This window comes from Streptomyces sp. NPDC002773 (assembly GCF_040295605.1).
In the GTDB taxonomy this organism is placed as follows: Bacteria; Actinomycetota; Actinomycetes; order Streptomycetales; family Streptomycetaceae; genus Streptomyces.
Genome location: NZ_JBEOVO010000005.1, coordinates 178,035 through 204,156 on the forward strand (window position 1 = coordinate 178,035; position 26,122 = coordinate 204,156).

The window sequence follows — 26,122 nt, forward strand, 5'->3', positions numbered from 1 at the left end:
GCTAATGGTCAAGAAACGTTGACCATTGCCCGCATGCCTACCGATGATCTTCCCGAGACGTTCCACGTCACCACGGACGAGCAACTGCGCGCCGTCTCCAATCTCACCCGCCACCGGATCATGGCGGTGCTCCGCTTCGAGCCCGCGACGATCACGCAGATCGCCGAGCGGGTGGGCCTCGCGAAGGGGAGTTCCAGCTATCACGTGCGGCTCCTTGAACGGGCCGGGCTGGTGAAGGTGGTGCGGACGCGGAAGGTGCGGGGTGTCACCGAGCGGTACTACGCGATGGCCGCGCGGTCGATCGAGCTGCCGGATCCGGGCGAGGGAGGGCCGGATGTGCTGATGCGTCACGCGGTGGCTGACCTGGAGGCGTCGCCGGCGGACGGCGAGCGGCACGTCCGGATGGCGCATCTGCGGCTCACCGAGGAGCAGTTCGCGCAGCTGGGGGCGCGGCTGCAGGCACTGGCGGACGAGTACCGGGAGCTGTCCGATCCGTCGCTGCCGGACGCCTCCCTCGTCTTCGCCCTGTTCCACCCGGCACCTCGCGCGCAGGCCGAAGGAGACGCCAAGTGACCTCGGACGTACGGAAGATGCCGACCGGGTTCGGACGACTGTGGACCGCGCAGACGGTGTCCTCGCTCGGTGACGGGGTGTCCCATGCCGCGCTGCCGCTGCTCGCGTTGACGTTGACGCGGGATCCGATGGCGCTCGCCGTCGTCACGGCCGCCGGGACGCTGCCGTGGCTGCTCTTCGGGGTGCTCGGCGGGGCGCTGGTGGACCGCTGGGACCGCCGGCGCACGATGTGGGTCATGGACGCCGCGCGTGCGGTGGTGCTCGCGATACCGGTGGCAGCGGCCGCGCTCGACGGCTTGAGCATCCCGCTGCTCGCGGCCGTCGCCTTCCTGCTCGGCCTCGGCGGACTCTTCTTCGACACGGCCGCCACGGCCTATCTGCCGGATCTGCTCGGCCGCGACCCCGCACTCCTTGAGCGAGCCAACTCCCGCCTGCGCGGGGCCCAGACCGCCATGTCCGGTTTCGCGGGGCCGCCCGCGGGCAGTGCGCTGCTCGCGCTCGGGCGGGCGGTTCCGCTGCTCGCCGACGCGGTGTCGTTCCTGCTCTCCGCACTGCTCGTACGGTCGCTTCCCGCCGTACCCCGGCCCGTACCCGAGATTCGCGAGTCGCTGCTCCGGCAGGCGCGGGCCGGGGCCTCGTACGTCTTCCGGGACCGGTTGCTCCTCGGGCTCGCGCTCCGCCCGGCGGTCGGGAACGTCGCCTTCCTCGCCGTGGAGACCGTCCTCGCCCTGTTCGCGCACGACCGCCTCGGCATCGACACATACGGCTTCGGCCTGCTCCTCACGGCCGAGGCCGCCGGCGGTCTGCTCGGTGCGGGCATCGCCTCCTCCCTCGGCCGACGACTCGGCACCGGCACGGCACTGACCTGCACGGCCGCCGTCGAAGGGCTTGCCATCCTGGGCCTTGCCGCTGCCCCGAACCCGTACGCGGCCGGGCTGGCGCTCGCCGTCTGCGGGGCCGGCATGGGCGCCACGATGGTGCTCGCGCCCTCCCTCCGGCAGGCGATCGTCCCGGCCCACCTCATGGGCCGGGTCGCCTCCACCTCCCGCATGCTGGCCATGTGCGCCGCTCCCCTCGGGGCCTTCCTCGGCGGCTGGCTGGCCACCGCCTACGACATCCGCACCCCGCTCTACGCCGCCGCCGTCCTCCTCCTGGCGATGACGGCCGTCACGGCGTCCATGACCAGCAACCGCCGGGTCGAAGCGGCGCTGCGTGCCGCCGCACCGGCCGACCGTCCGGATCACCCGGCATCCAAGGACCCCGCCCAGGAGAGCGCCCCCGACGTGGGGGCGTGACCCCGTCGGGTACGTCGGCCCTCACCCCCCGGCAAGGCCCGGGTCCGCAACCCTCCGCACAATTCACGCACTCCGAGGGAACGTTTCGCGCGGACGGCTCCTCAACAGGGCGACGGAATCCCCTCTCCGACGCAGGAGGCCCCATGCTGTACCGACCCCGCACCCCCGCACCCACCCGCGCCGCCGCGCTCGTCGCCTCGGTGCTCACGGCGGACGCCGCGCTCCATCTGTACTGGACTACGGGAGCCACCTGGCCCGCGGCCGACGGCAGAAGCCTGTCCTACGCCGTTCTCGGTACGGACGTGCCGTTCACACCACCGGTCCTGCTCCCTCTCGCCGCCCTGCTCCTCACGGCCGCCGCTCTCGTCCTCGCCCACGCCCGCCGACCCGGCAACCTGCTACTCCGCGCCGGCACCCTGGCCGTGGCCGCGGGCCTCTCGCTGCGCGCTCTGGCCGGAATCTACTGGCTGTTCGCCAAGGAGACCGGCACGGCCTTCCACTGGCTCAACCTCCTGCTCTACACCCCGCTGTGCGCCGTCCTGGCCGTCGCCGCACTGCGCGTGGCGCGGTGGAAGGACGCGGCACGTGCCCGCTGAACGATCCGATGACCGGACGGTCCGGCTCGTGCGGTCCGCCCAGCGGGGCGACACCCTCGCCATGGCCGAACTCCTGGACGTCCTCGCCCCGTACGTGGGGCGCGTCTGCGCGCCCATAGCCCTGAGCCAGGGCGCGGACGCCGCGCAGGAGACCCTGGTGGCGGTCTTCAAGTCGCTCCGCACCCTCAAGGACCCCGCCGCACTGCACGGCTGGGTCCGTGCCATCGCCGTACGGGAGGCGATCCGTACCGCCCATCGCGCCGCCCGCAGCGTACCGGCCGATCTCACCGCCCTCCCCGCCCTCGGCGACCCCCAACTCTCCGCCGACATCAGGGACGTACTGGACCGGCTCTCCCCCGAGCACCGCGCGGTGCTGATGCTGCGTGACGTCGAGGGCCTGGACGAGCGCACCGCCGCCGCCCTGCTGGGCGTCCGCACGGGCACCGTCAAGTCGCGGCTGCACCGGGCCCGCGGCATCTTCCGGAAGGCGTGGACGTCATGAACGAGCCCTGGCCCATCACCGACCTCGACCCCGTACGCCGCCTGCACGCCCTGGCCGGCGGCATCCGCGGCGCCCACGTGACCGAGGCGTATATCGACGCCCCCTTCGAACGGGTCTGGGCCCTGCTGGGCGACCTGGAGGGCGGCTTCGGGCAGGTCGTGCCCGACATGGAGCGGCTGCGCGTCCTCCGCCGGCAGGGCGAACGCGTGGAGGTACTGGCACGCAGCAGGTACGGAATGCGGGCACGACTGCGCGGCGTGCAGCGGCCCGGCTGGTGCTGGCTGCAGAGCCGGTTCCTGCTGCTCGGCGTGGCCGCGACCCCGGAAGGCCCGGGCACCCGGGTGGCGTTCACCGGCGGCGTGCGCCTGCCGACCCACGCCGCCCTGATCCCTCTGGGCGTACGCCGTGAGGGCAGCCGCAGCGTCCAACGCCTGACCGCCCTGCTGCGACCGGGAGGGCACTGATCTCCGTACGGTCAGCGCGGCGCCGCCGGGGAGGAGGCCGCGCGGGCGAGGCGGCGCGGGGCTCCCGTACCGTCGGCGGGTACCGTCCAGACCTCTCCCCCGTATCCGTACGCGAGGGTCCCGCGGTCCGTCCACAGGGCCTGGTCGTCGATGCCACGCCGCTCGGCGGTCGCGTGTTCGCGCCCGGTGGCCAGCTCGTACACGTACAGGCGCCACGGCTCGCGCGGGCCGTCGGAGACCCGCTTCTTGAAGGCGATCCGGGTGCCGTCCGGGGAGAGCGACGGGCATTCGACGTTCTCCCGCAGTGCCCGCGCCGACCAGTTCCGCAGGTCGCCCTCGACGAGGTGGGTGCGGCCGGCCGTCGACACGGTGGCGTAGAAGCGGTTGTCGTCCGCCGCGAAGCTGACGCCCCAGTAGTTGACGTCGGGGGCGTGGTACCGGCGGCCTTCGAGGGTGAGGGGGATCTGCTCCATGTTCTTCACCAGGTAGCCGGTGCGCAGGTCGAGGATCGAGGTGCGGGTGGAGAAGGACGAGCGCGCGTAGGAGTCGCCGGTCGCGAACATCGTCCAGGAGAGCAGGTTCCCCGAGGCCGAGACCCGGGCCCGGCTGGGGATGCCCGGCAGGCCGACGCGGCGCACCTCGCGCAGTCGGCGGTCGAGCACGAGGGCGTACGAGCGGGCCGGGACGCCCGGCCTCCGCTGGAGGCAGAGGGCGGTCCCGCCGGCCGCGTGGAATCGGTCGCAGGAGGGTCCGCCCGCGACCCGGCCGCCGGGCGCGGCCGGGTCCACGCGCGCGACGCGCCCGCTCGCGGTGTCCCGGGCGTAGAGCGCGCCGGTGCCGGCGTCGAGGGTGAACCCGGGGTCGGCGGTGCCGGTGGCCGCGGCCTCCCGTCCCGAGGCCGCCCGCAGGGTGTAGGCGGTGGCTCCGCCGCCGAGCAGCAGGAGGGCGAGTACGAGGATCCACACGCGCGTGCGGGTGGTCGGGCGGGCTCCGGTCGGGGCGGGCATGGTCAGTCGGTCCTCTCGGCGGGCTCGGTGGGGGTAGGGGTGGCGCCTTGGCCTCGCGTGGTGGCGCCCTGGTCCGTGGGGGTGGCGGGCAGCAGGCGCGCGGCGCAGCAGAGGGCCGCCGTGAGGGCGAGGAGGGCCGTGACGAGGGCGGTCTCCGGCCCGCTCGCGGTCCAGACAGCGCCGAAGCCGACGGCGGCCGCCAGCCGGGCGAGTGCCTGGGCGGTCTGGACGAGCGCGAGGCCGCCCGCCTGTCGGCCCTCGGCCAGGAAGGGGCCGGTCAGGGCCATCAGGACGCCGTCGGTGGCGGCGTAGAAGATCCCGAGCAGGGCGAGGACGCCGAGGAGGACCGCGGTGTCGGGCAGCGGGGTCAGGAGCAGCCCGTAGGCGAGGAGCAGGGCCCCGTGCCCGTACAGGAGCGGCCCGCGCCGCCCGATCCGGTCGGCGAGGCGTCCGGCGGGGACCGCGAGCAGCAGATAGACGCCGGCCGCGCCGAGCGGCAGGAACGGGAACCAGGTGGCGTCGAACGCCAGCCGCCGCTGGAGCAGCAGGTACAGGAAGGCGTCCCCGACGGTGGCGGCGCCGAGGAGTGCGGCGCAGAGCACGATCCGCCGGTAGGCGGGTGAGCGCAGCCCGGCGAAGAGGCTTCCACGCGCGCGTGGCGCCGCCGGGCCGGTCGGCCGCGCCGCGTTCGCGTTCGCGTCCGTATCCCGTCGCCCGGGGACGAGCAGCAGCCACAGCAGGACGCCGAACGCCCCGACGCAGAAGCTGACGGCGAACACGGCGTCGTACGCGTCGGCCGTCGCCCACAGCAGGGCGAAGGCGGCCAGGGGCCCGAGGAGCGCGCCGGTGGTGTCCATGGCGCGATGCGTGCCGAAGGCGCGGCCCAGGTCCTCGGATGGGGTGTGCAGGGTGATGAGGGCGTCGCGGGGAGCGGTCCTGACGCCCTTGCCGAGCCGGTCAGCGGCGAGGGCGGTGGCGATCCAGCCGGTCGCACCGCCGGCGAGGAGGAGGCCGAGCCGGGAGCAGGCGGAGAGGGCGTAGCCGAGTCCGCCGACCTGTTTGTGGCGGCCGCCGCGGTCGGCTGCGGCGCCGCCGAGGAGCCGTACGAGCGCGGTGGCGCCGGTGGAGAGGCCGTCGAGCAGGCCGAACTGGAGCGGGGAGAGGCCGAGTCCGAGGACCAGGTAGAGCGGCAGGACGGCGGTCACCATCTCCGAGGAGACGTCGGTGACCAGGCTGACCGCGCCGAGGGCGAGGACGGTGCCGGGGACGCGCCGCCGGACCCCCGAGGGGGCCGGCGGCGCGTCGCGGCGACCGGTGGTCGCGAGGTACATCAGTGACAGGTGTAGGTCGGGGCGGAGTCCTTGACCTGGTTGTCGACGCCGACGTACTGCCAGGTGTAGGTGGTGTCGGTGAGGTCGAGCTTCAGGACGCCGTACGGACCGCTGATCCGCTTCTGGCTGTGCGGCTGGACCGTCTCGATGTCGTAGGGTTCGGCGCCGCCCATGCCGCCGACGATCTCGACGATGCCGTCGGCCGCGGCCTGCCCGTTCGCGTTCTGCCGGGCGAACCGCTCGTAGTGGTGGTCGTGGCCGTTGAGCACGAGGTCGGCCTTGGCCCCGTAGAGGATCTGCCAGACGGGCTTGGAGACGGGGTCGTTGCCGTGGCCGCCGGAGGAGTACAGCGGGTGGTGGAAGTAGGCGGCGACGCAGCCCTTGGTGTTCCGCGCGAGGTCGTCCTTGAGCCACTGGATCTGCGCGGCGTCGTCGAAGGAGTTGGAGTCGAGGGCGATGAAGTGCCAGTTGCCCTGGTCGTAGCTGTAGTACGCCTTGCCCTGCGGATAGGCGAGGGCGCCGAAGTACGACTTGTAGCCGGAGAACGCGCCGGCGGGGTCGTAGGACTCGTGGTTGCCGGGGACGGGCCGGGTCTTCGCCTTGAAGGCGCCCCAGCTCTTGTCGTAGTAGTTCCGGAAGTCGGAGAGCCGGGCGTCGTCGTACTGGTTGTCGCCCATCGTCAGGTAGAACGACGGCGCTATGCGCTGGGCGAGGGCGGCGGTCTTGGGGTGGGCGCAGGAGCTGCTGGAGGCCGTGCACTGGGCGGCGATGTCACCGGCCGCGACGACCGTGAAGGAGCCGGTGGGCGGGGGTGTGGTGCCGGTGGTGCCGTAGACCTCCACCGTGTAGAGGGAGTAGCCGTACGAGGTGCCGCGCGCGGTCCCGTAGACGCGCAGGTGGCGGCCGGTGCCGGTGAGTCCGGTCCAGTCGTCCGTGCCGCCGTTGCCCGCGCTCTCGGTGGCGAGGCGGGTCCAGGTGGTGCCGTCGGCGGAGATCTCGACGCGGTAGGCCTTCGCGTAGGCCGCCTCCCAGACGAGTTTGACGCGGGAGACGGTGGCCGAGGGGCCGAGGTCGACCCGGATCCACTGCGGGTCGACGCCTTCGGCGCTGGCCCAGCGGGTGGTGGAGACGCCGTCGAAGGCCTTCTCCGGGCCGAACGTGCTGTCCTCGACGGAGGAGGACGTTGCCGGCCGGCCCTGGGAGATCAGGACGTCGGCGGCGGCTCCGGCCCGGTCCGGGAGGGCGAGCAGGAGCCCGCCGACGAGCAGCAGGACGGCGGTGAGGACGAGGGGAAGTCGGTCGGTGGTGCGACGGGGTGGGGCGGAGGCGTTCAGGCGCATACCTGGCTCCCTGGCCTGTGGGGTGGCGAGAGCTGGACACCGGTGCGGCGCACCACGGACCGGCCGCGCGGCACGGACCGCGCGACGGGGTGGTGCTCGGCGGCCGGGTCAGAGCTCTCACTGAGCGCGTCACGCCCCCGGGGTGGGGGCGCCGCGCCGAGCCGCTGCCCGGGAGGCTAGCCGATAGGAAGGTTTCCTACCAGACTCTCGACCGCCCGAGTGGTCACAGGACTTCGGGCCCCTCAGAGGCTGATGTGGTACGCCTTGCGCAGGGTCTCGTGCACGGTCCAGGTCGTACGGTCGCCCTCGCGCAGCACACAGGCGTCACCGGGCCCGATCTCCAGGGTGTCCCCGCCCTCGACGGCCACGGTCGCCCGGCCGGAGACCACCACGAAGAGCTCGTCGGCCTCGGTGTCGGTGACGACGCCGGGCGTGATCTGCCAGATGCCGCGCACCTGCTTGCCGTCGGCCGACTCCCACAGCACCTTGCCCGTCACCTCGGGCGTGCCGGAGACGATCTGGCCGGGGTCGAGCGGCTCCGCTTCGAGCTCCTCGTCGGGGATGTGCACGGCGAAGGAGGGCTGGTCATGTGTCGTCATGGGCGGTGACTGTAGCGGGGGTCCGGGGCCGCCCCGAGGCCGGGACCTGGTGGACCGAACCCCTCCGCTTCGCCTCCCACCAGGCGTGATGCCCGACGCGCGCGACGGCGACGAAATCCGTACCGGCCCTTCGGCACAGCGTCCTGGGGGCGGGGAGGCCGGCTCGGACGTCGGCGGCGGGCCCGCCGTGACGGATTCCGCAGGCTCCGGATCCCGCGTGGCCGGTGCTCGCCAACGAGGTTTGCGGGGCCCGTGGTCGCGCCAGGAATGGGACATGTCCACACAGGTGTCCGAAGAGGTACGGGAAGCGCTCCACGAGGGGCGTCCCGTCGTCGCGCTGGAATCGACGATCATCGCCCACGGCCTGCCGCGCCCGCGCAACCTGGCCGTGGCCCTGGAGCTGGAGGAGCTGGTACGGGCCGGGGGCGCCGTCCCCGCCACCGTCGCCGTGGTCGACGGCACGGCCAGGGTCGGCCTGGACCGGGCGGCCCTGACCCGGATCGCCGAGGACCCCGCCGTGCGCAAGCTCGGTCACCGCGACCTGGCCCCCGCCCTGGCGACCGGCGCGACCGGGGCGACGACGGTCTCGGCGACGGCCCGGCTCGCGGACGCGGCCGGCATACGGGTGTTCGCGACCGGCGGCCTCGGGGGCGTGCACCGCGAGTGGACCGACACTCAGGACGAGTCCGCCGACCTGCGCCTGCTCGCCCGCGTCGGGATCACCGTCGTGTGCGCCGGGGTCAAGTCGATCCTCGACGTGCCCGCGACGCTCCAGCGCCTGGAGACCCTGGGGGTGACGGTCGTCGGGTACGGCACGGAGCACTTCCCCGGCTTCTACCTCTCCTCGTCGGGCGAGCCCGTGGACTGGACTCTGCGGACGCCGGAGGAGGTGGCCGGGGTGATACGGGCGCAGGACCGGCTCGGCGAGCCTCGGGCGGCGCTCGTCGTCGCCAACCCGGTCCCGGTGACGGAGCAGTTGGACCCCGCGCTCCACGACCGCGTGCTCGCGGGCGGCCTGGCGGCGGCGAAGGAGAAGGGGATCACGGGGCAGGGGGTGACCCCGTTCCTGCTGGAATACCTGACGGTGCACACGGAAGGGGCGTCCCTGGAGGCCAATCTGGCGGCGGTACGGGGCAATGTGCGGCTCGCGGCGAGAATCGCGGGGGCGTACGGGGCGGGGGACGGCTCGGGCGCGGCGGCGCCCCGCCCCGGAGCGGCGGCGCCCGACCCGGTCCGTCGGTGAGACGGGTGGCGGGTGCCCTGCTCGTCGTCGGGGACGTGGTCACGGACGTCGTCGCCCGGCACCGTACCCCGCTCGCTCCCGCCACGGACACGGCAGCGGCGATCCGGACCCTGCCGGGCGGCGCCGGGGCCAACGCGGCCTGCTGGGCCTCGCGTTCCGGCTGCGGGGAGGTACGGCTCCTCGGCCGGGTCGGGACGGACGCGGCGGCCTGGCACGACCGGGCGCTGCGGCGCGCGGGCGTGCGCCCCCTGCTCGTGCGGGACCCGGAGGCCCCGACGGCCACCGTGATCGCGCTCGTGGACTCCTCGGCGGAGCGCACCTTCCTCACCGACAGCGGCGCCGCCCTGCGCCTCTCCCCCGGTGACTGGTCCGCCGCCCTCCTCGACGGAGTGGCCCGGCTCCACCTGTCGGGCTACCTGTTCTTCGCCGCACCGAGCCGCGAGGCGGCGACGCGCGCACTGCGGGACGCGCGGGACGCGGGCGTTCCGGTGAGCGTGGACCCTGCCTCGGCGGGGTTCCTCAGGGAGCTGGGCGCGGACCGGTTCCTGGCGTCGGTGGCGGGCGCCGAGATCCTGCTGCCCAACGCCGACGAGGCCCGGGCGCTCACCGGGTGCGGTGAACCGGAGGCGGCCGCCGCCGAGTTGAGCCGTCTCTTCCCGCTGGTCGCGGTCACCCTCGGGGCGGCGGGCGCACTGGTCGCGGAGGACGGCGCGGTCACCACGCGGGTGGCGGCGCCCCCGGTGCGGCCGGTGGACTCGACGGGCGCGGGCGACGCGTTCACCGGGGCGTTCCTGGCGGCGCGGCTCGCGGGCGCGGACCCGGCGAAGGCCGCCGAGGCGGGCTGCCGCGCGGGCGCGGAAGCGGTCACGCTGGTGGGCGGCCGTCCACCGGGCAGGAGGGGGACCGCCTGACGGGGGCCGGTGCGGCTACCGCCCGAGGCCCGTCCAGGCCGGGTGCCGGGGGTCGTCGGCGCGTACGACGGCGTCGGCGGTCGTGCCGGGGTCGACCTCGGAGTCGTACCGGGCGAAGGCGGGCAGGGTCCAGGACTCCTCGGTGCGCCGGGCGAGGGCGGCGGCCGAGAGCCGCAGGTGGACGGTGAGGTCGAAGGGGAACCAGTGGCCGAGCAGGAAGGGGCCGTGCACCACGAGGATCCCGTCCGGCGGCAGCGTGACGTACGGGCTGCGGGTCGCGCGGTCCCGCACCGGGTCCCACAGGTCGGGCAGGACACGCCCGGTGCCGCCGGGTTCCAGCGGGCCGAACACCTCCCGCCACAGGGCCCCGGTGTCGGTCCACCCGTCGTAGTACGCGTCGGGGTCCTGCTTCCCGTACTCGAAGCGAAGGGACGCGGGCCGCAGGAAGCCGCCGGTCCCCACGACATGGACGGCCCGCCCGCGCGTGCGCAGTGCCTCGGCGAGCAGCCCGGCGAGCTCGCCGCCGGGCGCGGCGGGCGGCCCGTCGATGCCGACCTTGAGCCACTGGCCGCCGTCGCCGGGCGTGGACGTGTGGAGGTGCCCGGCGAGCGTCTCCGCCAGCCGTTCCCAGGTGATCGCCTCGTATCGCGTCCCGCTCATCCCCCTCATCCTGCCCGCAGCTCGACCGGTCCGTCGCCGCCGGGTCTGCGCGAGGGGGACCCCGCCACGGCTTGACCTTGTCACTGGCGTCATTGTTCGACCATCGGATTCATGGACACCACCACACCCACCAGGGTCGTTGTCGTCACCGGCGCGGGCACCGGCATCGGTCGCGCCACCGCTCGCGCCTTCGCCGGGCAGGGAGCGACGGTCGTCGCCGTCGGCCGCAGGGAGGCGCCGCTGCGGGAGACGGCCGAGGGGCACCCCGGGATCCGCCCGTACGTCGCCGACGTCACCGCGGACGGCGCGGCCGAGGAGATCGTCCGCGCCGCCCTCACCGGCCACGGCCGCCTCGACGTGCTCGTCAACAACGCGGGGATCTCCGCCGGCGGCCCGCTGGGCACCCTCGACCGCTCCGTGATCACCCCGCTCCTGGAGACCAATCTCGTCGCCCCGGTCCTGCTCACCCAGGCCGCCGTCCCCGCGCTCCGGGCGTCCCGGGGCGTGGTCGTGAACGTGACGACGACGATCGGGCAGCGCGGCTGGCCTGCCAACTCCGTCTATCCGGCGACGAAGAGCGCCCTGGAGACGCTGACCCGCTGCTGGGCGGTGGAGCTCGCGCCCGACGGCGTCCGGGTGGTGGCGGTCGCCCCCGGCCCGATCGAGACCCCGATCGGTGACCACATGGGCCTCTCCCCCGAACAGCTGGCGGCGGTACGGGCGTGGCAGCTCGCGCACACCCCGCTGGGCCGGATCGGCAGGCCGGAGGAGGTCGCCTGGGCGATCACCGCGCTCGCCGCGCCGGACGCCTCCTTCCTGACCGGCACCGTGCTGCCCGTCGACGGGGGTGCGCTGGTCGCGTGATACCACTGCGTGAGGAGGTGGCGCCCTTGCGCATCGGTGAACTGGCCCGGCGGACCGGGGTGTCGCCCCGCGCGCTGCGCCACTACGAGACGGCGGGACTGATCACGTCGGACCGCGCGGCCAACGGATACCGGGTGTACGGGGAGAACGCGGTCGCGCGGGTGGCGAACATCCGGTACCTGCTCGACGCGGGGCTCACCCTGGACGACGTGTCCGCGTTCCGTTCCTGCCTCGACGGGGACCTGGCGTCGGCCCGGCCGTCCGCCCGTGGTCTGGAGATCGCCCGCGAGCGCCTCGCCGTGCTCGACGCGCGGATCGCGGCGCAGACCGAGGCCCGGGACCGCCTCGCGCGTTCCCTGGCCGCGGGGTCCGCCCGCACCTGAACCCGGCCGGAGGGGTCAGCGGGCCCCGGCGGCCGCCGTGGCCGGTTCGAGGGTGGCGCGGCCCGTTTCGACCGCCTCGGCGAGCGTCAGCTCCCCGCCCGCCAGGGCCCGGCAGGTCGCCGCGTCGGTCCGCAGCCGCGCGTCCGGCACCGCCGCCGTACCGGCGCCGTACACCCCGTCCCCGTACGAGACACTCCCGTCGCCCCCGACCCGTACGTGGAACTCGCCCTCGTCCAGGGTCACCTGGACGACGCCCTCGCCCAGCCCGGCGAGCACCCCGAGGAGCGGGATCGCGTACCAGTGCGCGCGGACGGCGTCGGTGGGCCGCGGCTCGCCGAGCTCCGGCGCCCCCCAGGCGGCGAGGGCGCGCAGCACGGGCAGCAGCTCGCGTCCGCGCGGGGTGAGCTCGTACACGAACGCCGAGGCGGGCGGGGGCAGTCGGTGGCGGGTGACGAGCTCGGCGCCCTCCATGTCCTTGAGGCGGCCGGCGAGCATGTCCGTGCTGACGCCCGGCAGGTCGGCGTGGAGGTCGGTGTAGCGGCGCGGCCCGGCGAGGAGTTCGCGGACGACGAGCAGGGTCCAGCGGTCGCCGACGAGGTCGAGGGCGCGCGCGGCGGCGCAGTGCTGGTCGTAGCTGCGGCGGCGTGGCTGACGTGGCATGCGACGCAGTCTAGACATGTTGTTGGACTTTCCAAGCTCGAACTTGGTAAAACCAAGTAACACTGATTCCGGGGACTTGGGGAGGTCGGACATGGAGTTCCGGCAGTCGAGCAAGCTGAGCGAGGTCTGCTACGAGATCCGGGGCCCGGTCATCGAGCACGCCAACGCGCTGGAGGAGGCGGGCCACAGCGTCCTGCGCCTCAACACCGGCAACCCGGCGCTCTTCGGCTTCGAGGCGCCCGAGGAGATCGTCCAGGACATGATCCGGATGCTCCCGAAGGCCCATGGGTACACCGATTCCCGCGGCATCCTCTCCGCCCGCCGCGCCGTGGCCCAGCGCTACCAGGGCATGGGACTTCCGGAGGTCGACGTCGACGACGTCTTCCTCGGCAACGGCGTCTCTGAGCTCGTCTCCATGGCCGTGCAGGCCCTCCTGGAGGACGGCGACGAGGTGCTGATCCCCGCCCCGGACTTCCCGCTGTGGACGGCGGTCACCACCCTGGCGGGCGGCAAGGCCGTGCACTACCTGTGCGACGAGTCCGCGGACTGGTACCCGGACCTCGACGACATGGCGTCGAAGATCACCGACCGGACCCGGGCCGTCGTCATCATCAACCCCAACAACCCCACCGGCGCGGTCTACCCGAAGGAGATCGTCGAGGGCATCCTCGACCTCGCCCGCCGCCACGGCCTGATGGTCTTCGCCGACGAGATCTACGACCAGATCGTCTACGACGAGGCCGTCCACTACCCCGCCGCCTCCCTCGCCCCCGACCTCGTCGTCCTCACCTTCGGCGGGCTCTCCAAGACGTACCGGGTGGCGGGCTTCCGCTCCGGCTGGCTGGTCGTCACCGGCCCCAAGCAGCACGCCAAGAGCTATCTGGAGGGCCTCACCATGCTCGCCTCCATGCGGCTCTGCCCCAACGCCCCCGCCCAGTACGCCATCCAGGCCGCGCTCGGCGGCCGCCAGTCGATCCACGAGCTGACCGCCCCCGGCGGCCGGCTGCGCGAACAGCGCGACCGGGCCTGGGAGAAGCTCAACGAGATCCCCGGCGTCTCCTGCGTGAAGCCGAAGGGAGCGCTGTACGCCTTCCCGCGCCTCGATCCGGCCGTGCACAGGATCCACGACGACGAGAAGTTCGTCCTCGACCTGCTCCTGCGGGAGAAGATCCAGGTCGTCCAGGGCACCGGCTTCAACTGGCCGCGCCCGGACCACTTCCGCATCCTGACCCTGCCGTACGCCGACGACCTCGACGCCGCGATCAGCCGGATCGGCCGCTTCCTGAGCGGCTACCGGCAGTGACGTCCCGCCCCGTCGGCTGTCATGATCTGAGGGTCTGAAGGATCTTCGGACCCGACGAGGGAAGCGGCCGCGGAGACGGCCGGGGAGACGGGGGCGGCCGGTCATGGATGTGGCGCTGATAGCGGTGGCGGGAACCCTGTTGGGTGTCATCGCCACCCACTGGTTCCAGGCGCGGTCCACCGAGCGCATGGCCTCGCTCGCCCGTACCGAACAGCTCCGCCAGGAGCGGATCGCGACCTACAGCGCCTACGCGGGCGCGGTCGTCGACTACCTCCACAGCCAGAACGACCGCTGGTTCCGGGCGGCCAAGGAGCCCGGATCCGAGGAGGCGGAGGAGTCCCGCCACGCCTCCTACCGGCAGCGCACCGCCGCGCGACAGGCGCTCTTCCGCGTCCAGTTGGTGTGCGACGACGCCCACATCCGCCGACTGGCCGAGGCCGCCTTCGACGAGACCCACTGCATGCACGAGGCGGTGGGCGAGGCGGAGCGGGCCCGCCGCTCCGAGCAGGCGAAGGAGGCGCTCGCCCTGTTCGTCTCCGCCGCCGCGCCCGGCGTCCGCTGAGCGGGGCGGCGGACATGGACCTCGTCGCACCCGTCGTCGTCGAACCGCTCAGGCGCCGCCGCTGCTCGGAGTGCCGGCAGGGGCCGCTGGAACGGATGATCGTCGAGTTCAACGCGCCGGTCTGCCTGGACTGCGCCGACCTCGGGCACCTGGTCTTCCTGCGCCGGGGCGACACGGCGCTCACCCGCCGCGCCCGGGAGGGCAGTGCGCTGTGGGCGGTGGTGGTACGGCACAACCGGCGCCGTACCCGGTACGAGCGTCAGGGCCTCCTCGTGGAGGAGGCGGCGCTGGCGGAGGCGGAGCTGGCCTGCCTGGCCGACGCGGACGCACGGGCCAGGCGCCGGGCCAGGGACGCGGCGCGGCGCGCGGCACTGGACGCGGAGATCACCGAGGTCCTCCGGGCGGAGATCCTGCGGCTCTTCCCCTCCTGCCCGGCGGACCGGGCCACGGAGATCGCCGTCCACGCCTCGGCGAAGGGCAGTGGACGGGTGGGGCGCACGGCCGCGGGCCGCTCGCTCGACCGCGGCGCCGTCACGGCCGCGGTGCGTGCCTCCGTACGGCATGTCGACACGCCGTACGACACGCTGCTGATGCGGGGGGTTCCTCGGCACCAGGCCCGGACGAGCATCGCTCCCGCCATCGAGGCGGTGCTCCGGGCCTGGCGTCGCGGCGGCGAGGGCGCCCCTGGCCGGGGACACGACTGACGGCTCGGGTGTCAGCGCGCCTCGGCCTGACCGCGAGGTCGGGGACCGTCAGGCCTGGTCTCCGGCGCGGCGCGCGCGACGGTACAGAAGGGCGCCGCCGAGCAGCAGCGCGGCACTCGCCGAGGCGGCGTAGCCGATGGTGTCCGCACCCGTCTCGGCCAGCGCGACCGGGCCCGTCTCACCCTGCGGCGCGGGGGCGGGAGCGGGCTTCTCCGTCTCCGTCCCGGTCTCCGTCTCGGTCTGCGGGACCGGCACGTTCCGGACGGGGGTCTGCGGGCGCGGCGTCGGCTTCTCGATCGGCTGCGCCGGCTTCGAGGGTCCGTTGACCGACGTGTTGCCGAAGACCGGGTTGAGCAGACCGACGACGTTGACCGAGTTCCCGCTGACGTTCACGGGGAGGTCGACCGGCAGCTGGATCGCGTTGCCGGAGAGGATGCCGGGAGAGCCCGCGGCGACGCCCTCGGCCGTGGACCCGCCGCCGTTGGAGGTGCCGCCCTGCGAACCGCCCTGCGAGCCCCCGCCGTGGGAGCCGCCGGCCTGCTCGCCGCCGCGGGGGGTGCCGGGCAGGTCCTTGTGGGCCCGGCCGCCGCCCTCGTCCGATCCGTAGCCCTTGGGCTCGGGGGCGGACGAATGGTTGGCGCAGCTGTTGCCGAAGGCCGGGTTGAGCAGACCGACGACGCTGACCGTGTTCCCGCAGACGTTGACCGGCACGTGCACCGGCAGCTGAACCGTGTTGCCGGAGCCGACGCCCGGCGAACCGACCGCGGCGCTCTGTGCGCCGGAGTCGGCGTGCGCGGCGCCCGCCGAGAGCGCGAGCGCCCCACCCGTGACCAACAGTGTGGCCAGACCACTTCGGCGAATCTGCCTCATGGCTTCCTGCCTTCCGGAGGTGTGCGGGCAAGTGCCCGTACCCGAATCAACGCGGCAAACGCACGTGCCGGATCCGGCCGTTGACCGGATTCACTCCATCGAGTGGGACTCCGTTCGAGTGTCGGTCAGCGTCCCAGGAGGTCGGTGAGGGCTCCGACCGGGTCCGGATCGGGGGTGCCGCGCGGCCACCAGTCCTCACGGCCGGCGTCCGACTCGTATCCGTACCAGAGGCCGTCACGGCCGAGGCGGAGCTGGAGGGACTCGGTGGAGAGCCGGTTGCGCCAGGGTCTGAAGGCGGGGAAGTCGGCGGCGATCAGCGCGGGCCTGGCGCGGTCGAACGGACCCGCCGGCGGATCCCAGGGCTCTTCGAGTACGGCGAGGCCCGCCGCTCCGCCCTGCCGCCAGGCTGCGACGGCGCGGGCGAGGTCCGTCGGGGTGCGGTCGAGGGCGTACGCCAGGTCGCGGTAGAGGGCGCGGGTCGAGGCGGTGAGCCCGGAACCGGGGTGCGCGGCGGCGAGCCGGACGGCGTCCTGCCAGGGGGTGAGGGCGGCGACCGGGTCGTGTCCGGTGCCGAGGAACACGTGGGCGCGGGCGGCGGCTTCGGTGGCGAGGAGGTCGAGGGCGAGCGGGTCGGGCGCGTCGGGGTCGGGCGGGAAGACGGCGGGGCGCCCCGGCCGGTCCGGCAGGGGCAGCGGCGGGGGCAGCGGCAGCCCGGGCCTGTCCATCGCGTCGAGCACGGCACGGGCGGGAACGGTGGGCATCGGGGGCGCGGCGGCGATCGTCTCGGCGGCGGACCGGGCCGCGTTGCGCCGGGTGAGTTCGGCGAGGAGCTCCTGCTCCCCGCGGCCGCGCATCAGGAAGAGGACGAACGGGTCCTCGTCGAGGAGCCGCGCGGCCTGGTAGCAGAGGGCGGCGGCGTGCTTGCAGGGGTAACCGTCGTCCGGGCAGGTGCAGTCGGGGACGAGGTCGCCCGGCGCGGGCAGCAGTCCGGTGACCGCTTCCAGGGCGTGCGGCACGTCCTTGTCGAGGAGGGCGGCGATGTGGTCGGGGCGGGCGGTGGCCTCGTCGAGGAAGCGCTCCCAGCCGTCGTCGCCGAGCGTCCGCATCCGGATCTCGGCGCGGTACGGGCGGGCGCGGCTGCCGTGGACGTAGGCGACGACCCGGCCGGGGGTGACGGTGATCGCGTCGACATGGCCGCGTCCCGCGTACGCCTTGCCGCGGGCGAGACGGGCCGGGTCGAGGGCGGTGTCCTCGAGGGCCTCGACCCAGGCGTTGCCCCACCAGGTGGCGGCGAACCGGCCGTCGGGGGCCTCGCGGGGCGCGACCTGCGGGAAGCTGCGGCGGCGGTCGTCGTGGCGGGGGGCGGCTCCGCGGCCGCCCCTGGCGATGGTCACGAGGACCTCCTCAGGGACACCAGGTCGGCGAGCTCCCGGTCGGTCAGTTCGGTGAGGGCCGCCTCGCCGGTGCCGAGGACGGCGTCGGCCAGGGCCCGCTTGGCGCGGAGCATCTCGGCGATCCGGTCCTCGACCGTGCCCTCGGCGACGAGCCGGTGGACCTGGACCGGCTGGGTCTGCCCGATGCGGTAGGCCCGGTCGGTGGCCTGCTCCTCGACGGCCGGGTTCCACCAGCGGTCGTAGTGGACGACGTGGCCGGCCCGGGTCAGGTTGAGGCCGGTGCCCGCGGCCTTGAGGGAGAGCAGGAAGACCGGGACCTCGCCGTCCTGGAACCGGTCGACCATCCGCTCCCGCTCGGCCACCGGGGTGCCGCCGTGGAGGAGTTGGGCCTGGATCCCGCGCGCGGCCAGATGGTCGGCCAGGAGTCGCGCCATCGACACGTACTGGGTGAAGACGAGCACCGACCCGTCCTCCGCGAGGATCGTGTCGAGGAGCTCGTCGAGCAGGGCGAGCTTCCCCGAGCGGCCGGCGAGCCGCGCGGTGCCCACGCCGGACGGCGCCTGTTCCTTCAGGTACTGCGCGGGGTGGTTGCAGATCTGCTTGAGGGAGGTCAGCAGCTTCATGACGAGGCCCCGGCGGGCCATGCCCCGGGCCTCCTCGATCCGCGCCATGGTCTCGCGGACGACCGCCTCGTAGAGCGAGGCCTGTTCCCGGGTGAGGGCGACGGGATGGTCGGACTCCGTCTTGGGCGGCAGCTCGGGGACGATGCCGGGGTCGGACTTGCGGCGGCGCAGCAGGAAGGGCCGTACGAGCCGGGCGAGCCGCTCGACCGCCTCCTCGTGCTCGATCTCCTCGTGGTTCTCCACGGCGCGGGCGTGCCGCGAGCGGAAGGCCTTGAGCGGGCCGAGGAGACCCGGGGTGGTCCAGTCGAGGAGCGCCCAGAGCTCGGAGAGGTTGTTCTCCACGGGGGTGCCGGTGAGGGCGACCCTGGCGGGTGCGGGGATCTCGCGCAGCGCCCGCGCGGTCGCGGAGAACGGGTTCTTGACGTGCTGGGCCTCGTCGGCGACGACCATTCCCCACTCCTGCTCGGCCAGTTGGGCGGCGCTGGTGCGCAGGGTGCCGTACGTGGTGAGGACGAATCCGCCCTCGGCGCCTTCGAGGTCGCGGTCGGCTCCGTGGAAACGCCGTACGGGCACGCCGGGGGCGAACTTCTCCACCTCCCGCTGCCAGTTGCCGAGCAGGGACGCCGGGCAGACGACGAGGGTCGGGGCGCGGCGGGCGCGGCGCAGGTGGAGGGCGATGAGGGTGACGGTCTTGCCGAGGCCCATGTCGTCGGCGAGGCAGCCGCCGAGACCGAGCGAGGTCATCAGGTCGAGCCAGGCGAGGCCGCGCAACTGGTAGTCGCGGAGGGTGGCGGTGAGACCGGGCGGTGCCTGCACGTCCTCGGGGCCGGCCAGGAGCCGGTCGCGGAGCGCGGCGAGCGCCCCGACGGGGACGGCGGGCACGGTCTCGCCGTCCACCTCGGCGGTACCGGTGAGGGCGACGGCGAGGGCGTCGACCGGTTCGAGCAGGCCCAGTTCCCGCTTGCGCGCCTTGCGCACGAGGTCGGGGTCGACGACGACCCACTGGTCACGGAGGCGCACGATGGGCCGGTGCGCCTCGGCGAGCTGGTCCATCTCGCGGTCGGTGAGCGGATCGCCGTCGAGGGCCAGCTGCCAGTTGAACCGGAGGAGTTCCTCGCTGTCGAAGAAGGCGGTGCCGTCGGTCGCGGAGCCGGGCGCGACCCGGTCGGCCCGGACGACGGCGGAGGCGCTGAGCGAGCGGGCCAGCTCGCGGGGCCAGTGGACGGCGACCCCGGCGTCGGCGAGCCGGGCGGCGGCGGGGCCGAGCAGCTCGTACAGCTCGTCCTCGGTGACGGCGAGGACATCGGGCACGTCCCGCTCCAGGAGCCGGCCGAGCGGGGGCCAGACGCGGGCGGCCCGGCGCAGCGCGAGGACGGCGTCGATCCGGGCGCGGGGCCCGAAGTGCTCGCCCTCCCCCGCCCACAGGGCCGTGGCGTCGATGACGAGGGTCGGGTCGGCGAGGCTGTGGACCTGGAGGAGCGCGCCGGCCGCGTGGCGCTCACCGCGGTGCCCCTCTCCCCCGTCCTCGGCGGGGTCGCCTCCGGCGGCCGTGTCGAAGAGGTCGTACGGCGAGAGGTCCAGGCGGAGCGAGACCCGGACGCCCGCGTCCATCCCCGCCGCCGCCTCGGCGGCCCAGGCCCGCGCGCGGGGCAGGTGCTGGGGCGCGCGGGAGGCGAACGGCGCCCCGACCGCGTGGGCGGCGGCCGGGGTACGGGGCAGCACGTCGGCGACCGCGTCGAGGAAGGCGCGCACGAGGGCTTCGGGATCGGGCAGCCGCAGCGGCCCCGGCCCGGGGACGGGCACGGCGTGCGCCTCGTACGGCAGGGCCGCGGCGACGGCCCGCAGGTGGGCGATGTCGTCGGCGTCCAGGGGCCCGGCGCGCCAGGCGTCCAGGTCGTCGGCGGTCAGGCCCGGCAACATCCGGCCGCGGGCCACCAGGTGGAGGGCGTGGAGAGCGGCGGCGCCCCAGCCGGCGGTGGCGGGATGGGCGGCCGGGTGGTGGCGGGCCGCGACGAGGTGCGGCAGGGCTGCGTCGACGGGGAGGCTCAGGGCGGGCACGGCACGGCCCCGGGCGCCGCCGCCGTACCGCCTGGCGACGGTCAGCTCGACGGGCTCCGCCCCGCTGCCCGCCTGGTCCGGCAGCGCCCCGCCGTCGGGGGCCCAGAAGGCGACCCGGCCCTCCCGGGGCAGGGCGGCCGGCAGGAAGACCGCGGCGCTGGTGATCCAGGTGTGTGTCACGGCTCCGCGCTCCTTCCACCGGGTGACGATGCCGAGACGGCATCGGGACGATGTCGACTGGTCTCCGACCTTACGGGTGGGGTCTGACAACGGCCGTCGGGCACGCTCCCCCGGGCGGCCCAGCAGCGGATGACACCCGGCTCCGGGGGCGGGAGGGTGGCCTGGAACGCCTCCACGACAGGTCACAGGCTTCATTCATGACAGAAGAGGATCCGCCATGTCCGTTCGCCGGCGTCTCACGACCGCCACCGGGGCCGTGCTGCTCTCCCTCGCCGTCGCCGGTTGCTCGGGCCTGGGCCGCAGCGCCGTGGGCACGATCTCGTACGAGACGGAACGAGAGGTGGCGGTCATGGTCACCAGCCCCCTGGTGAAGGGCTGCCACCACCTCGCGCCGGCCGGCGCCACCAAGGTCGAGAACAACACTTTGGTCGACATCGTGCTGTACCCGACGCGCGACTGTAAGGGCAAGGACTCCACGTACCTCCCGAGCAACAGCGGCGACGGGATCGTGCCGGGCACGCTGCCCTGGCGCAGCTACAGCGTCATCCACTAGGCGCGCGTCCGACCGCACTCAAGGTCAGGCCACGTCCGGCCCGGGCGCCGGTTCCCTTCCCCCTTCCCAGGGTCCATCCTGGAAGTGCCTCCAGAGGCCCCGACGGGGAGGGGGTGACCCTCATGCGTACCGGCAGCGAGCCGGCGACCGCGCGCAGCGCCCTGCGGTTGCGGTTCTGGCTGAGCGTGTGGGGCCTGCTCTGGGCCGCCTTCGGTACGACCGCGTTCTCGCTGGTGGGCCGCCCCGGCTGGGCCGCGGCCTGCGGCGTGCTGTTCCTCGTCGTCACGTTCGACCTGGCGATGGTGCTGCGCCACCTCCACCAGGGCCCGCACTGGCAGCCCGGCCGGAACATCCCGCCGTACGAACCCGATCACGGCGGCACAGGACGCTGACCGCCCCGGCCTGCCCCGCCGGACGCTGACCGCCCCGGCCCGCCCTACTTCTCCGTGTCGAACCCCGCCGCCTGGAGGTACTCCGGCTTCGGGTCGAGCGCGGCGGCAAGGCGGAAGTGCCGGGTGGCCTGGGCCGTCTGGCCCGAGCGCTCGAAGGTGCGGGCGAGCGCGAAGTGCGCGAACGCGTTGTCCGGCTCGCGCTCCAGGACCAGCTCGAACTCCAGCTGCGCCGGCCGCAGCTGCGCGGCGGCGAAGAACGCACGGGCACGCAGCAGACGCGCCGCCGTGTTCTCGGGATGCGCGGCGATCACCGAGTCGAGGAGCTTCACGGCACCCTGGGGATCCCGCGCGGCCAGCAGGTGCTCGGCGGCGCGGAAGTCGATGACGTGCGTTTCCGGGTTTCTGTCGGCCACCATGGCATCCTTCCCCTCGATCCGGTGGTTGAACACCGGACCCGGCAGCCGCATTCCTCCCGGAGGGGGGGCGCCACGGCCACGGCGGCCCCCCACCTGCCGCCCGGCGTCACCGTCGGCCGGGCCCTAGGCGGCTCCCGCCGCCCTGCGCTCCAGCTCGTCCCAGACCTTCCGCACCTGCGGTTCGAGGGCGTCGAGCGGTCCGTCGTTGTCGATCACGAGATCCGCGACGGCCAGCCGCTGCGCGCGCGTGGCCTGGGCCGCCATCCGGGCCGTCGCCTCGGACTCGGCCATGCCGCGGAGCCGTACGAGCCGGTCGAGCTGGGTCTCCGGGGACGCGTCCACGACCACGACGAGCTCGTACAGCGGCGCGAGGCCGTTCTCGGTGAGCAGGGGTACGTCGTGGACGACCACGTCTCCGGTCCCGGCGCGGCTCTCCAGCTCCGCCGACCGGGCCCCGACCAGGGGGTGGACGATGGCGTTGAGGGCGGCCAGACGGCCGGCGTCGGCGAAGACGATGGAGCCGAGCTTCGGCCGGTCGAGCGTCCCCTCAGCGGTGAGGACGCCGTCCCCGAAGGCCTCGACGACGGCCGCGAGCCCCGGCGTGCCGGGCTCGACGACCTCGCGGGCGATCCGGTCCGCGTCGATCAGCACGGCCCCGTAGGAGACGAGCAGCCGTGACACTTCGCTCTTGCCGGCGCCGATCCCGCCGGTCAGGCCCACCTTCAGCATGAGCGGCAGCTTAGGGCCTGGCCCGGCGGGGCTAGGAGTCGCCCTCCCGCTCGGCGAGGAAGCGCTCGAACTCGCGGCCCAGCTCGTCCGCCGACGGCAGGTCGACCGGCTCGGCGACCAGGCTGCCGCGGCTCTCGGCTCCGGCCACCGCGTCGTACTGGTGCTCAAGGCCCTGCACGAGCGCGACCAGTTCCTCGTCGCCCTCGCCGATCTGGCGGTCGATCTCGGTCTGGGTGCGGCGGGCTTCCGTCCGCAGGGAGTGGGCGACGGCGGGGAGGACGAGGCCGGTGGCGGCCGTGATGGCCTCGAGTGCGGTGAGGGCCGCGTCCGGGTACGGGGAGCGGGCGACGTAGTGCGGCACGTGCGCGGCGACACCGAGGGTGTCGTGCCCGGACTCGGTGAGCCGGTACTCGACGAGCGCTTCGGCGCTGCCGGGTACCTGGGCCTCGTCGAAGGGGCTGCGGTGGCCGGGCATGAGGTCGGTGCGGCTGCCGTGCGGGGTGAGTCCGACGGGGCGGGTGTGCGGCACGCCCATGGGGATGCCGTGGAAGTTGACGGAGAGGCGCACGCCGAGGCGCTCGATGATCTGCCGGACGGCGGCGGCGAACCGCTCCCACTCCACGTCCGGCTCGGGGCCGGAGAGGACGAGGAAGGGCGCCCCGGTGGCGTCCTGGACGAGGCGGACCTCGATGGACGGCGTCTCGTACGCGGTCCAGCGGTCGCGCCGGAAGGTCAGCAGCGGGCGGCGGGCGCGGTAGTCCACGAGCCGGTCGTGGTCGAAGCGGGCCACCAGCTGGTGCGGCAGCGTGTCCAGCAGTCGCTCGATGATCTGCTCACCGGTCTCGCCCGCGTCGATGTAGCCGTCGAAGTGGTAGAGCATGACAAGACCGGCCGACTCCTGCGCCAGGGCCAGGTCGACGACGGCCAGGCCCTTCGGGTCCCATTCGTACAAATCCTGGGGATCAAGCACGGTTACCGCTCCTCCTCGTGTTCTCTCTGGGAACGTCTCGTGCGGCACCACCATTCCCGCGCCGAGCGATCACCTTGGCCCGGCTCAGGAAGGCACCTTGGTCCCGTTCAAGGCCCGGAGAACGACCGAGGCCCGCTCCCCCGAAGGGGAGCGGGCCTCGGTTCGCTAGCGGCTAGCGCTCAGCGGAGAGCCTGTTCAGCTCTGGCCGCCGGCCAGCTTCTCGCGCAGGGCGGCAAGCGCCTCGTCCGACGCCAGGGCGCCGGAGTTGTCGTCCGACTCCGAGGAGTACGAACCACCCGAGATGCCCGCACCGGCGTTGCCACCGGCGGCCGGGGCGGCAGCGCCCTCGGCAGCGGCGGCCTCGTCGGCCTCGCGGGACTTGATGACCTGGGCCTGGTGCTGCTCGAAGCGGGACTGCGCCTCGGCGTACTGGGTCTCCCAGACCTCGCGCTGGGTCTCGAAGCCCTCGAGCCAGTCGTTGGTCTCGGGGTCGAAGCCCTCGGGGTAGATGTAGTTGCCCTGGTCGTCGTACGACGCGGCCATGCCGTACAGGGTCGGGTCGAACTCGACCGAGGCCGGGTCGGCACCGAAGGACTCGTTGGCCTGCTTCAGCGAGAGGCTGATGCGACGACGCTCGAGGTCGATGTCGATGACCTTGACGAAGATCTCGTCGTTGACCTGGACGACCTGCTCCGGGATCTCCACGTGGCGCTCGGCCAGCTCGGAGATGTGGACCAGACCCTCGATGCCCTCGTCCACGCGGACGAACGCACCGAACGGAACCAGCTTGGTGACCTTACCCGGGACGACCTGGCCGATCTGGTGCGTACGGGCGAACTGCTGCCACGGGTCCTCCTGCGTCGCCTTCAGCGACAGGGAGACACGCTCGCGGTCCATGTCCACGTCGAGAACCTCGACGGTGACCTCCTGGCCGACCTCGACAACCTCGGACGGGTGGTCGATGTGCTTCCAGGACAGCTCGGAGACGTGCACGAGGCCGTCGACGCCACCCAGGTCCACGAAGGCACCGAAGTTGACGATCGAGGAGACGACGCCGGAGCGGACCTGACCCTTCTGCAGGGTGGTGAGGAACGTCTGGCGAACCTCGGACTGGGTCTGCTCGAGCCAGGCACGGCGGGACAGGACCACGTTGTTGCGGTTCTTGTCCAGCTCGATGATCTTCGCCTCGAGCTCCTTGCCCACGTAGGGCTGGAGGTCGCGGACACGACGCATCTCGACGAGAGAGGCCGGCAGGAAGCCGCGGAGGCCGATGTCGAGGATGAGACCACCCTTGACGACCTCGATGACGGTACCGGTGACGATGCCGTCTTCTTCCTTGATCTTCTCGATGGTGCCCCAGGCGCGCTCGTACTGGGCGCGCTTCTTCGAGAGGATCAGGCGGCCTTCCTTGTCCTCCTTCTGGAGAACCAGGGCCTCGATCTCGTCGCCGACCTTGACGACCTCGTTCGGGTCGACGTCGTGCTTGATCGAGAGCTCGCGGCTCGGGATCACGCCTTCGGTCTTGTAACCGATGTCGAGCAGGACCTCGTCCCGGTCGACCTTCACGATGACGCCGTCGACGATGTCGCCGTCGTTGAAGTACTTGATCGTCTCGTCGATCGCGGCGAGGAAGGCTTCCTCGTTACCGATGTCGTTGACCGCAACCTGCGGGGTGGTGCTGGTGGCGGTGGTCTCGGTGCTGCTCGTCATGTGGGAAAGGGCTCCGGTTACGGACAGAAAGTCGTAGGTACTGCTACGCCGTGAGCCCGTATCGCACCAAGAAGCCGGACAGCCAATGAGGCACCTTCCGCGAACGGCAGGAGCCTCGAGAACCGAGGGGACATACAACAGGTACGAGCGCGGCCTGCTCCGTCTGAGGCGCGCAGGCCCGCAGCGCAACCTTTAGCATACGGGGGCGGCCGGACAGGGTCAATGCGCGAAGCGCGCACCCGGGGCAGATCCGCTCAACTCCGGCACCACTCATGTCTTTACGCGTGTTTCCACGCGCCGCACACGGCGGGGTCCGCCGCACGGCGGCACTGAGCGCAAACTACATCGGCGGGCGAGATGAACCAAGAGTACGAACACGAAGTTGCCCAGGACTCGGCCGAGGACGAGGCGGAGGCGACCCGGCGTGACGCGGGGGACGCGGAGAGCAGCCGGGCCAGCCGGGGCTGGTGGGACAGGAACGCCGACGAGTACCAGAGCGACCACGGCTCCTTCCTCGGCGACGACCGGTTCGTGTGGGGGCCGGAGGGGCTCGACGAGGCCGAGGCGGGGCTCCTGGGGCCCGCCTCCTCCCTCAAGGGCCTGGACGTCCTGGAGATCGGCGCGGGCGCGGCGCAGTGCTCGCGGTGGCTGGCGGCGCAGGGGGCGCGGCCGGTGGCCCTCGACCTCTCGCACCGGCAGCTCCAGCACGCGCTGCGGATCGGCGGGGACGTGCCGCTGGTGGAGGCCGACGCCGGGGCGCTGCCCTTCCGGGACGGCTCCTTCGACCTGGCGTGCTCGGCGTACGGCGCGGTGCCGTTCGTCGCCGACCCGGTGAAGGTGTTCCGGGAGGTGCGGCGGGTGCTGCGGCCCGGCGGCCGGTGGGTCTTCTCGGTGTCGCATCCGATCCGCTGGGCGTTCCCCGACGAGCCGGGCCCCGAGGGCCTGTCGATCGCGGCCTCCTATTTCGACCGCACCCCTTATGTGGAGCAGGACGAGCAGGGGCGGGCCGTGTACGTGGAGCACCACCGGACGATCGGGGACCGGGTGCGGGACGTGGTGGCCGGCGGTTTCCGCCTGGTGGACCTCGTCGAGCCGGAGTGGCCGGAGTGGAACAGCCAGGAGTGGGGTGGCTGGTCCCCGCTGCGGGGGAACCTGATCCCGGGGACGGCGATCTTCGTCTGCGAGCGCGCGGAGTAAGTCGGCGGTGCGCTTGTCGTACTTATAGGTGGG

28 protein-coding genes are annotated in these 26,122 nt (G+C 73.6%); 15 read left to right on the plus strand and 13 right to left on the minus strand.

From position 1 onward, the window contains the following. Window positions 1-33 precede the first annotated feature (33 nt). The 5 genes from ABT034_RS09280 (at window position 34) to ABT034_RS09300 (ending at window position 3,430) form a co-directional block, all read left to right on the plus strand. On the plus strand, window positions 34-573 hold the full coding sequence (locus ABT034_RS09280) for an ArsR/SmtB family transcription factor (RefSeq protein ID WP_351212967.1): 540 nt from the start codon (window positions 34-36) through the stop codon (window positions 571-573). Window positions 574-590: 17 nt separating this feature from the next. Further along, window positions 591-1,868: an MFS transporter gene (locus ABT034_RS09285; protein ID WP_351213231.1), complete on the plus strand. Its 1,278-nt coding sequence runs from the start codon at window positions 591-593 to the stop codon at window positions 1,866-1,868. 143 nt (window positions 1,869-2,011) lie between these two features. Beyond that, window positions 2,012-2,464 (plus strand): DUF3995 domain-containing protein, encoded by a 453-nt coding sequence (locus ABT034_RS09290; protein WP_351212969.1) that lies wholly within the window; start codon window positions 2,012-2,014, stop codon window positions 2,462-2,464. Continuing rightward, on the plus strand, window positions 2,454-2,966 hold the full coding sequence (locus tag ABT034_RS09295; protein ID WP_351212971.1) for an RNA polymerase sigma factor: 513 nt from the start codon (window positions 2,454-2,456) through the stop codon (window positions 2,964-2,966). Before ABT034_RS09290 ends, ABT034_RS09295 begins: the two co-directional genes overlap by 11 nt. Further along, window positions 2,963-3,430, plus strand: coding sequence for a hypothetical protein (locus tag ABT034_RS09300; RefSeq protein WP_351212973.1), 468 nt, complete (start codon window positions 2,963-2,965; stop codon window positions 3,428-3,430). The genes ABT034_RS09295 and ABT034_RS09300 overlap by 4 nt, the downstream gene beginning before the upstream one ends. Before the next feature lie 11 nt (window positions 3,431-3,441). Here ABT034_RS09300 and ABT034_RS09305 read toward each other — a convergent pair whose 3' ends face one another. From ABT034_RS09305 to ABT034_RS09320, 4 genes are all read right to left on the minus strand, one after another. After that, window positions 3,442-4,437 (minus strand): TolB-like translocation protein, encoded by a 996-nt coding sequence (locus tag ABT034_RS09305; RefSeq protein WP_351212975.1) that lies wholly within the window; start codon window positions 4,435-4,437, stop codon window positions 3,442-3,444. Between the two features lie 2 nt (window positions 4,438-4,439). Then, window positions 4,440-5,768, minus strand: a complete 1,329-nt coding sequence (locus tag ABT034_RS09310) for an MFS transporter (RefSeq protein ID WP_351212977.1) — start codon at window positions 5,766-5,768, stop codon at window positions 4,440-4,442. Next, on the minus strand, window positions 5,768-7,108 hold the full coding sequence (locus tag ABT034_RS09315) for a discoidin domain-containing protein (RefSeq protein ID WP_351212979.1): 1,341 nt from the start codon (window positions 7,106-7,108) through the stop codon (window positions 5,768-5,770). Before ABT034_RS09315 ends, ABT034_RS09310 begins: the two co-directional genes overlap by 1 nt. Window positions 7,109-7,350: 242 nt before the next feature. Further along, complete coding sequence (locus tag ABT034_RS09320; protein ID WP_351212981.1) at window positions 7,351-7,707, minus strand: cupin domain-containing protein; 357 nt, start codon at window positions 7,705-7,707, stop codon at window positions 7,351-7,353. A 274-nt stretch (window positions 7,708-7,981) separates the two neighbouring features. Here ABT034_RS09320 and ABT034_RS09325 point away from each other — a divergent pair, with 274 nt between their 5' ends. Both ABT034_RS09325 and ABT034_RS09330 read left to right on the plus strand, forming a co-directional pair. Continuing rightward, window positions 7,982-8,950, plus strand: a complete 969-nt coding sequence (locus ABT034_RS09325; RefSeq protein WP_351212983.1) for a pseudouridine-5'-phosphate glycosidase — start codon at window positions 7,982-7,984, stop codon at window positions 8,948-8,950. After that, window positions 8,947-9,861, plus strand: coding sequence for a carbohydrate kinase family protein (locus ABT034_RS09330; RefSeq protein ID WP_351212985.1), 915 nt, complete (start codon window positions 8,947-8,949; stop codon window positions 9,859-9,861). Before ABT034_RS09325 ends, ABT034_RS09330 begins: the two co-directional genes overlap by 4 nt. A 15-nt stretch (window positions 9,862-9,876) precedes the next feature. On the opposite strand, the gene ABT034_RS09335 is transcribed toward ABT034_RS09330, so the two are convergent. Continuing rightward, window positions 9,877-10,521: a nucleoside/nucleotide kinase family protein gene (locus ABT034_RS09335; RefSeq protein ID WP_351212987.1), complete on the minus strand. Its 645-nt coding sequence runs from the start codon at window positions 10,519-10,521 to the stop codon at window positions 9,877-9,879. 111 nt (window positions 10,522-10,632) lie between these two features. Here ABT034_RS09335 and ABT034_RS09340 point away from each other — a divergent pair, with 111 nt between their 5' ends. Then, complete coding sequence (locus tag ABT034_RS09340) at window positions 10,633-11,385, plus strand: SDR family NAD(P)-dependent oxidoreductase (protein WP_351212989.1); 753 nt, start codon at window positions 10,633-10,635, stop codon at window positions 11,383-11,385. Window positions 11,386-11,411: 26 nt separating this feature from the next. Continuing rightward, window positions 11,412-11,768: a MerR family transcriptional regulator gene (locus ABT034_RS09345; protein ID WP_351212991.1), complete on the plus strand. Its 357-nt coding sequence runs from the start codon at window positions 11,412-11,414 to the stop codon at window positions 11,766-11,768. A 15-nt stretch (window positions 11,769-11,783) separates the two neighbouring features. On the opposite strand, the gene ABT034_RS09350 is transcribed toward ABT034_RS09345, so the two are convergent. Continuing rightward, on the minus strand, window positions 11,784-12,428 hold the full coding sequence (locus ABT034_RS09350) for a winged helix-turn-helix transcriptional regulator (RefSeq protein WP_351212993.1): 645 nt from the start codon (window positions 12,426-12,428) through the stop codon (window positions 11,784-11,786). A gap of 91 nt (window positions 12,429-12,519) precedes the next feature. On the opposite strand from ABT034_RS09350, the gene ABT034_RS09355 reads away from it, so the two are divergent. The 3 genes from ABT034_RS09355 to ABT034_RS09365 all read left to right on the plus strand — a co-directional run bounded on the left by ABT034_RS09355 (window position 12,520) and on the right by ABT034_RS09365 (window position 14,997). Beyond that, the gene (locus tag ABT034_RS09355; RefSeq protein ID WP_351212995.1) at window positions 12,520-13,731 is read left to right on the plus strand and encodes a pyridoxal phosphate-dependent aminotransferase; all 1,212 of its coding nucleotides are present in this window, start codon (window positions 12,520-12,522) and stop codon (window positions 13,729-13,731) included. 103 nt (window positions 13,732-13,834) lie between these two features. Beyond that, window positions 13,835-14,293 (plus strand): plasmid transfer protein KilB, encoded by a 459-nt coding sequence (kilB, locus tag ABT034_RS09360; RefSeq protein WP_351212997.1) that lies wholly within the window; start codon window positions 13,835-13,837, stop codon window positions 14,291-14,293. A 14-nt stretch (window positions 14,294-14,307) separates the two neighbouring features. Next, entirely contained in the window at window positions 14,308-14,997 is a 690-nt protein-coding gene (locus ABT034_RS09365) for a DUF2293 domain-containing protein (protein ID WP_351212999.1), read from the plus strand. 48 nt (window positions 14,998-15,045) lie between these two features. Here the strand turns inward: ABT034_RS09365 and ABT034_RS09370 are convergent, their stop codons facing one another. The 3 genes from ABT034_RS09370 to ABT034_RS09380 form a co-directional block, all read right to left on the minus strand. After that, window positions 15,046-15,867: a chaplin gene (locus tag ABT034_RS09370; RefSeq protein ID WP_351213001.1), complete on the minus strand. Its 822-nt coding sequence runs from the start codon at window positions 15,865-15,867 to the stop codon at window positions 15,046-15,048. A 125-nt stretch (window positions 15,868-15,992) separates the two neighbouring features. Further along, window positions 15,993-17,261 (minus strand): SWIM zinc finger family protein, encoded by a 1,269-nt coding sequence (locus ABT034_RS09375; protein WP_351213003.1) that lies wholly within the window; start codon window positions 17,259-17,261, stop codon window positions 15,993-15,995. Beyond that, window positions 17,258-20,122, minus strand: coding sequence for an SCO1167/SCO6262 family helicase (locus tag ABT034_RS09380; protein WP_351213005.1), 2,865 nt, complete (start codon window positions 20,120-20,122; stop codon window positions 17,258-17,260). The genes ABT034_RS09375 and ABT034_RS09380 overlap by 4 nt, the downstream gene beginning before the upstream one ends. Before the next feature lie 217 nt (window positions 20,123-20,339). Between ABT034_RS09380 and ABT034_RS09385 the strand changes: the two genes are divergently transcribed. Both ABT034_RS09385 and ABT034_RS09390 read left to right on the plus strand, forming a co-directional pair. Then, window positions 20,340-20,675 carry a hypothetical protein gene (locus tag ABT034_RS09385; RefSeq protein ID WP_351213007.1) on the plus strand — a complete coding sequence of 112 codons (336 nt, stop codon included), beginning with the start codon at window positions 20,340-20,342 and terminating at the stop codon, window positions 20,673-20,675. Between the two features lie 122 nt (window positions 20,676-20,797). Beyond that, window positions 20,798-21,067 (plus strand): DUF6343 family protein, encoded by a 270-nt coding sequence (locus tag ABT034_RS09390; RefSeq protein WP_351213009.1) that lies wholly within the window; start codon window positions 20,798-20,800, stop codon window positions 21,065-21,067. 44 nt (window positions 21,068-21,111) lie between these two features. On the opposite strand, the gene ABT034_RS09395 is transcribed toward ABT034_RS09390, so the two are convergent. The 4 genes from ABT034_RS09395 to rpsA form a co-directional block, all read right to left on the minus strand. Continuing rightward, on the minus strand, window positions 21,112-21,480 hold the full coding sequence (locus ABT034_RS09395) for a tetratricopeptide repeat protein (RefSeq protein ID WP_351213233.1): 369 nt from the start codon (window positions 21,478-21,480) through the stop codon (window positions 21,112-21,114). Window positions 21,481-21,606: 126 nt separating this feature from the next. Further along, window positions 21,607-22,212 carry a dephospho-CoA kinase gene (gene coaE / locus ABT034_RS09400; protein ID WP_351213011.1) on the minus strand — a complete coding sequence of 202 codons (606 nt, stop codon included), beginning with the start codon at window positions 22,210-22,212 and terminating at the stop codon, window positions 21,607-21,609. Between the two features lie 31 nt (window positions 22,213-22,243). Next, window positions 22,244-23,182, minus strand: a complete 939-nt coding sequence (locus tag ABT034_RS09405) for a PAC2 family protein (RefSeq protein ID WP_351213013.1) — start codon at window positions 23,180-23,182, stop codon at window positions 22,244-22,246. A gap of 195 nt (window positions 23,183-23,377) precedes the next feature. After that, entirely contained in the window at window positions 23,378-24,892 is a 1,515-nt protein-coding gene (gene rpsA, locus ABT034_RS09410) for a 30S ribosomal protein S1 (protein WP_351213016.1), read from the minus strand. A gap of 357 nt (window positions 24,893-25,249) precedes the next feature. Here rpsA and ABT034_RS09415 point away from each other — a divergent pair, with 357 nt between their 5' ends. Then, entirely contained in the window at window positions 25,250-26,089 is an 840-nt protein-coding gene (locus ABT034_RS09415) for a class I SAM-dependent methyltransferase (protein WP_351213018.1), read from the plus strand. Window positions 26,090-26,122 lie beyond the last annotated feature (33 nt).